The 7,209-nt window shown below is 65.8% G+C and carries 7 protein-coding genes; 3 read left to right on the forward strand and 4 right to left on the reverse strand.

The genetic code is table 11. The features are described from left to right. Positions 1–12: 12 nt before the first annotated feature. Both B2W22_RS28185 and B2W22_RS28190 read left to right on the forward strand, forming a co-directional pair. On the forward strand, positions 13–1,677 hold the full coding sequence (locus tag B2W22_RS28185) for a CHAT domain-containing protein (RefSeq protein ID WP_175123800.1): 1,665 nt from the start codon (positions 13–15) through the stop codon (positions 1,675–1,677). A 33-nt stretch (positions 1,678–1,710) separates the two neighbouring features. Next, positions 1,711–3,036 carry a hypothetical protein gene (locus B2W22_RS28190; protein ID WP_286940462.1) on the forward strand — a complete coding sequence of 442 codons (1,326 nt, stop codon included), beginning with the start codon at positions 1,711–1,713 and terminating at the stop codon, positions 3,034–3,036. A gap of 13 nt (positions 3,037–3,049) precedes the next feature. Here B2W22_RS28190 and B2W22_RS28195 read toward each other — a convergent pair whose 3' ends face one another. From B2W22_RS28195 to B2W22_RS28205, 3 genes are all read right to left on the reverse strand, one after another. After that, complete coding sequence (locus B2W22_RS28195; protein WP_286940464.1) at positions 3,050–3,826, reverse strand: fused MFS/spermidine synthase; 777 nt, start codon at positions 3,824–3,826, stop codon at positions 3,050–3,052. 113 nt (positions 3,827–3,939) lie between these two features. After that, on the reverse strand, positions 3,940–4,359 hold the full coding sequence (locus B2W22_RS28200; protein ID WP_175123803.1) for a universal stress protein: 420 nt from the start codon (positions 4,357–4,359) through the stop codon (positions 3,940–3,942). Between the two features lie 14 nt (positions 4,360–4,373). Then, on the reverse strand, positions 4,374–5,366 hold the full coding sequence (locus B2W22_RS28205) for a TerC family protein (RefSeq protein WP_175123804.1): 993 nt from the start codon (positions 5,364–5,366) through the stop codon (positions 4,374–4,376). A 148-nt stretch (positions 5,367–5,514) separates the two neighbouring features. Here B2W22_RS28205 and nhaR point away from each other — a divergent pair, with 148 nt between their 5' ends. Beyond that, complete coding sequence (gene nhaR, locus B2W22_RS28210; RefSeq protein WP_175123805.1) at positions 5,515–6,423, forward strand: transcriptional activator NhaR; 909 nt, start codon at positions 5,515–5,517, stop codon at positions 6,421–6,423. Between the two features lie 41 nt (positions 6,424–6,464). On the opposite strand, the gene B2W22_RS28215 is transcribed toward nhaR, so the two are convergent. Further along, entirely contained in the window at positions 6,465–6,944 is a 480-nt protein-coding gene (locus B2W22_RS28215; RefSeq protein WP_286940466.1) for a DUF2501 domain-containing protein, read from the reverse strand. Positions 6,945–7,209: the final 265 nt, after the last annotated feature.

Raw genomic sequence — 7,209 nt, forward strand, 5'->3', positions numbered from 1 at the left:
GGAATCGCCATCATGGAACAAGACGCCGCCGGACCGAATTTCATTCTGCTGGCCAGCATGAACGACGAGCACGAGGACGACTGGGCCAACAACCTTGCCCAGTTGCATCGCCTAGTCCAGCAGTACCCCGCGATTGCGCCGTTCGTCGGCGCGGAACTGCGCCGCCGCACGTCGCTGGAAAGCGCCAAGACGCAGCTCGAATCGTGGGACATGTCCACGCCCCGCATCGAACCCCGACTCGTCATCATCGACGCCCGGCTCGGCTCCACGGCCAGCAAACGCGGCAAGCCCGGCGCGGCAGCCGTGGAACTGCTGGAATGGATCGCCGCGCGCTCGTCGGTCCCGCTGCTGGTGCTGGCGGTCGACCCGCCCGAACTGGTGCAGCGCTATGTGCTGGAACGTCCCCAGGTCTTCATGTGGACCAACGATGCGAAGGCCAACGTCAACAGCGGCGCGGAAGTCGCCACCGTGCTCACCTGCCTGACGCCGCTGGCGCCCAAGCGCCGGCGGCGGCTGATCATTCGCGTGGGCGAGCACTCGATCACCTACCGCATCCAGATGGGACGCCACGAGTATTCGTCGCAGGACATGCCGTACAAGGAGCGCGACCGCATCTCCGCGCTGGTGGGCCGTATCGAGACCTTCAGTCCCTATCTGGGCGAGACCAAGGCGCCGCAATGGCTGAAAGACCTGAGCGGCGTGGGCGAGGACGTCTTCAGCGCCATGGTGACCCACAGCCTGGGCGCGCCGGTCGCCAAGCTGATCCAGCGGGCGCGCGACGAGGAAGTGTCGCCGGGCGCGGGGGCCTTCGCGGGACTGGACCTGCGCTTTGAATTCAACCTGGCGAGCCAGGAGGTGTCGCGCCTGTTCAACCTGCCATTCGAGATGGGCCGCGAGTTCGGCGCCGACAGCGGACGTTACCTGTGTTTGGAACTACCGATGGCGCGGCGGCTGCATCTGGACGGCACGGCGCCCGCGCCGCGCTGGGAGCCGGACGCGCGCACGCCCGGCCAGCCGGTGAGGATGCTGTTCATGGACGCCAGTTCGGTGTTTGGCACCGTCACCTTCCGGCGCGAGGACGGCGGGCCCGCGCTGCCGGCGATGGAGTTCGGGCCGCTGCAATCCGTGGCCAAGGAGCGCGAGCACCTTGCGGAACTGGCCGCGCGCGCGCCGGGGCACCTGATCATCGACCACGTGCGTGCCGCCGATGAAGCGGGGCTCGTGGGCGCGGACCTGCAACGCCGCATCGAAGAGCGTCTGCGGACGGGCAACTACGACATCTTTCACTTTGCCGGCCATTCGGTGTCCGAAGGCGAAAGCACGATGCTGGTGTTGCCCGGCGAGGACGGCGAGGCCTGGCAATTGTCGATCCGGCTGATCGGGCAGTGGATGGAGGCGGGCAAGTGCAAGCTGCTGGTGCTGTCTTCGTGCAGCGGCGCGTCGGTGCGCACTGCGCTGGAGGTCATGCGCGCGGGCGCGGCCGGCGTGCTGGCCTTTCGCTGGCAGGTCGAGGAAGAATCCTGCGCCCGCTACATCCAGCGCTTTTACGACGTGTACCTGGACGCTACCCAGCCCAAGGACCTGGCGGAGGCCTACCGCTATGCATGCAAGGCCGCGCAGGGCGACGCGGGCGACCTGCCGACGTGGGCATCGGCAATGGCCATCGTGCGCGACTGAGCGGGCGGCAGCCACGCCGCACAAGGAGCTGACATGGACGGAATATTCGGCATGCTGCGCGGCATCGGCGGCAAGGCGGCTGGCGGCGACGGGGCGGGCGCGCTGCTGCCGACCGTGCCTGCGGGACGCAACTTCTACGCGGAGATCGAGCCGCCCGGCGGCACGCCCGCGCTGGCTGCGGGCATGGACGGCGCCGCCTTCGTGCCCGGCCAGTGCTACTTCAGCGTCCGGCTGGTCGAAATGCGCCTGTGCGACGCGGGCAACTATCTCAGCCAGTTCCTGCCGCTGTGCACGTTCTTCTTGCGCTACGGCGCGGACGGCACGCGGCGCGAGATTCCCTACATCGTCGGCTACGACCTCATCCAGCAGGCGCTGGGCGCGGCGGCGCCTGATGCCGGGGCGCGCCGTGTCGCCTTTCGGGATGTCTATGTTGCGCGCAACGTCCCGTACGCCAGCGATGGACTGGAGATGTACGCGGCGCTGTGCCGTTTCGCCGACAGCAGCCTGTCGCGCGGCATCCTGGATTTCGTGTCCACCGCGGTCACGATGCTGGGCGGCCCGGTCGGCGGGGCGATCGTCAAGACAGGGGAAAGCCTGCTCACGCCGCTCGCCAAACTGTTCGGCACCGACGGCGTCAGCGTGCGCTTTGGCGTCTACGATGGCGACGCATTGCGGCGCAGCGGCTACCGCGTCCTGGCGGGCGCGGATTCGCAGGACAAGCTGTCGGGGCTGCAACTCGTCGATGGCGTGCTGCACCGCCAGAACGGCGCAGGCCAACCGGAGCCGGTCAACGACGTCGACTACCTGGTCCTGGCCTTTGAGCAGCGCGCGACGCTGGGCGCGGACATGTTCGCCGCAGCCACCACGCTGCCGTTCCATCATCTGTGGAAGGACGTTTCCAAGGCGCTGATCGGCAACGACGCCACGGCCGCCAGCGCCGCGTACCAATCCCTGTTGATCGCGGTGGCGGAATCGCCGCTGCTCATCGACGCGGACCGCTTCGCGCTGCTGACGGCCTATGCCGCGCAGCGCGGCGCGTGGGAAGCCGCCAGCGAGCGATCCGGCCTGCGTACCCGCAGCGGCGGCAAAAGCCTGGCCACCGCGATGACCGACCGCGTCAACGCGCGGGGCAAGGCCGATCCGGTGGCGGAGCTGCTGAAGGCGGCCAAAAAGCACATCACGCCGCCGCCCGTGCCAACAGAAGAAACCGGACCCAAGGTGCTGGACGACGACGCTGTCGCGCAGACGGTGTCGAACCTGACGAAAACACTCGGCGAGAAAGGTGGCGCGCAGACGCCCGGCGCCCTGTCGCGCGCCACCCGGGAGCTGCTTTCCATCATGCTGAGCGATCCGGCGTAGCGCAACGCCAGAATCAGCGCAGTTCCAACGTCGCCCCGATCACACGCATCGTCGGCATGAGCTGGCGCCAGGCATCCTTGGGCATCGTGGCTGGCCGCGTGAGTTGCGCGGCCGCCGGGTTGTCCAGCAGGTTGCCCTTGCAGGCGAACACGATGCTGTTGGTCATGTCGTCGTCGACCACCTCGAACATCGACGAGCCGAACGCGTCGCGCACGCGGTCCAGGTATTCGTGATGCATGGGGTGGTTGACGTGGAAGTTGATCACCAGGATGCCGTCGTCGCGCAGGGCGCGATGGCAGTCGGCGTAGAAGGCGGCGGAACACAGGGCATCCGGAATGCCCCCGGCCACGAATCCGTCCAGCAGGATCACATCGGCGGCGTCCGTCTGCCCGGCAAGATGCTGCGCCGCATCGGCCTGGATGACCTGAAAGCGCGCGCTGTCCGGCGGCACCATGAAGGCGTCGCGCAGCGCGATGACGGCGGGATCGATTTCCACCACCGTGACGCGCGCCCCCGTCAGATAACGGTGGCAGAACTTGGGCAGCGACCCGCCGCCCAGTCCCACCATCAGGATGTCCGCCGGCTCCGGCTTGAACAGCACGAAGCCCATCATCATCCGCGTGTATTCGATTTCGAGCGCATCCGGATTCAGCAGCGACATGCTGCTCTGGATCTCCTGCTGCGTGAAATGCAGGGTGCGCCGGGTGCCGGCATTCTGGATGAAGGGCCGGTGGGGGGCCGCCGGCCCGTCGGATACGGGCGAATCGGCGGGAACGGGAACGTCGGACATGGGCGCAGGGTGCAAAGCGGAAGATTCGCAGAAGATACCACTGCCACGCCCCCGCGGCCCGCGCCGCGGGATCGGCGTGTCAAACAGGCCGGCCTCTGCGCCGTACCGCCGCCTCAGACCAGCATCACCGGACAGGGCGAGTGCGCCAGGATCCGCCCGCTGACCGAGCCGCGGATGGCGTTGATCAGCGGGCTGTGATGATGCGAGCCGATCACGATCGCCCCGGCATCGATCTGCTTTGCATACTCGACAATTTTCTCCGGCGTGAAGCCGACAAGCTCGTGGCATTCGTGGCCGACGTTGGCGGCGGTCAGGATGCCGACCACCGATTGCATCGCCTTGCCGCTTTCCTCGTGGTGCCAGGCGTCGATGTCCGCCTTGCCGATGAAGGACTTCACGTCACCGGCCACATCGGGTTCGCAGTGCACCACGTGCACGACGAAATCGCGGTTCAGCAAGGGACTTTCCACCAGAAATCGGGCCGCCGCATCGCTGTGCAGCGAGCCGTCGGTGGCAAGAATGATCGTGTTCATGGCAGACCTCCGGTTCATGACTTCCTGGCTTCGTTGCGCGCGGGCTTGTGCGCGCCCCTTCCGGGCATCACCCAGCTTGCGCCCACCGACGCCAGCAGGATCACGCCCACCACCCCAAGCGACCAGTGCACCGGCACGTGGACCCATTGTTCGGCAAGCATCTTGCCGCCGATGATGACCAGCACCGACGCAAGGCCGTACTTGAGATAGTGAAACCGCGCCACCATGTCCGCCAGCAGGAAATACAGCGCCCGCAGGCCCATGATGGCAAAAATGTTGGATGTGAAGACGATGAACGGATCGGTCGTCACGGCAAAGATGGCGGGGATGCTGTCCACGGCAAACACCACGTCCGTCGCTTCGATGACAATCAGCACCACGAACATCGGCGTCGCGTAGCGCAACCCGTCGATGCGCACGAAGAACGACTGGCCGTGATAGTCCTTGGTGATCCGCATGGTGGACCGCAGAAAGCGCACCAGCGGATTGCGGGCGATGTCCGGCTGTCGGCCGGCGGTGAACAGCATCTTCAAGCCCGTGAAGATCAGGAAGGCGCCCAGCACATAGAACAGCCACACGAACTGGGACAGCAGCCACACGCCGGCCAGGATCATGCTGATCCGCATGACGATGGCGCCCAGCACGCCGTAGAGCAGCACGCGCCGCTGCAGTTCCAGCGGCACGGCGAAGTACGTGAAGATCAGCGAGAACACGAACATGTTGTCCACGGACAGGGACAGTTCGATGAGGTAGCCGGTGTAAAACTCCAGCGCCTTCTGATGTGCGACCGCCCGGCCCAGGGTGGCGTCCAGATACCACCACATCAGGCCCCCGAACAGCGTGGCCAGCGTCATCCACGCGCCCACCCAGCAGAGCGCCTCGCGCGAGGATACGCGGTGGGCGCGGCGTCCGCCGAACGCATAGAGGTCCAGCGCCAGCACGATCAGCACGAATCCCACGAACCCCGCCCACATCGGCAGCGTGGCAAAGGTTTCGACCCGGTTCATGAGAGGCGCCTCCTTCCATCGCGCCGCGTGCGCCACGCAATGGGAAAACGGGTACTGCAATCGCACGAGGCCAGTCTAGTGCGCGGCGATTCCTCCAACAATCCGCATTATGATGACCCGATAGTCAGATTTTTTGGATTGATCAGCCATGGTCACTCTCAACTACAAGCATCTGCGCTATTTCTGGACGGTCGCGAAGGCGGGCAGCATCGCCCGCGCGGCACAGCAGCTTCAGCGCACGCCGCAATCGATCAGCGGCCAGATCCAGGAGCTGGAATCCACCCTCGGCACGGAACTGTTCCGTCGCGCGGGGCGCGGTCTGGAACTGACCGATGTCGGCCGCCATGCGCTGCTGTATGCGGATCGCATTTTCACGATGGGCGACGAACTGCTGGACGACCTGCGCGAGCGTCCGGCGCGGCGTGCGCTGGAATTCAAGGTGGGGGTGGCGGAGGGCATGCCGAAGGCGATGGTGTACCGGATGATCGAGCCGGCATTGCATCTGGACCAGGACGTGCGGCTGATCTGCCGCGAAGGGCGGTTGCCGTTTCTGTTAGCGGATCTGGCGGTGCATCGCTTCGATATGGTGATCGCGGATCGGCCGATGCCGAACAATCTGAATGTGCGGGGGTTCAGCCATCTGCTGGGGGAATGCGGGCTGACGTTCTTTGGATCGCCGCCGTTGCTGGACAGCCTGACGGGGACGTTTCCGGCGCTGCTGGACCAGGCGCCGTTCCTCTTGCCGGGCGAAGACGCCGCGATCCGGCCGCGGCTGTTGCAATGGTTCGATGAGCATGACATCCGGCCGCGTATCGTGGGTGAATTCGACGATAGTGCGCTGATGAATTCTTTCGGGCAGACGGGTACGGGGCTGTTTGTTGCGCCGACGGCGACAGCAGCCTATCTATGCAAGCAGTATCGGGTGCGCGTGATTGGGCACGCGGCGGACGTGAAGGAGCAGTTTTACGCGATCACGACCGACCAGCGGCTGGAGCATCCGGCGGTGGTGGCGTTGAGCCGTGCGGCGCGGGAGGATATTTTTGGGACGGTGAAGTGACGGCGGCGCGCGAAGGCTGGCGCACCGCTGTGTGCGCCTGATTACAGGAACGACTTCGCGTGTTTGAGGACCTGATCGCAGGCCTTGCGGGTAAGTTCCTCTTTCAGTCCGCCGCCGCTCAGGTCGACCGATTTGCCGTCGCTGCCGTTTAGGAGGCCTTGCAGGCCGGCAAGGTATCCGGAATCCGATTTGGCTTTCTGCGTTGAGCCGCCGCCGATCTTGCCCATCAGTTTTTCTTTCAGGGCTTGCGCGTCGCCGCCGGCGAGGTAGTTGTTCTTCATGCAGAACTCGAGCACGCCGGCTGCGTTGCCGGCTGAGGCGGGGGTGAGCGAAGAGAGCGGCAGGCTGTTGCCTAGGCCTTGCAGGATGCCGCCTTGGGTTGTACCGCCCTGGGTTGAGCTGCCTTGGCTCTCCATCTGTCCCTTTACGGCATCGAGCCACTGGGCGCTGGCGGCGCCTGCGTAGCACTGCGCCGCGATGAGGGCGGCGGCGACGGCTAGGTGGCGGAAAGGGATCTTCATGACTTGCTCCTGGTGCGGTGGTGAGTGCGGCCATCGTAGCGGCGCGTTGAAGCGGATCGGCGTGCGGGCGGGGCGGGTAATGCGACAAATGATGTGCTTGGGGATACCGTGCGCCGTGGGGCCGTAGCAATTGCATTCGTAACGTCACGGGTTTGATACCGGTGTGAGGGGTGACGATGTTGAACGTCGGGCGGGCGACGGGCGTGTGGGGGCTTTGCGGTTGGTGATCTTGTTGCCACGAGGATCTTCGTAGGTCGCCCGACGC

This window comes from Achromobacter sp. UBA4530 (assembly GCF_002388205.1).
GTDB lineage: Bacteria > Pseudomonadota > Gammaproteobacteria > Burkholderiales > Burkholderiaceae_B > Achromobacter > Achromobacter animicus.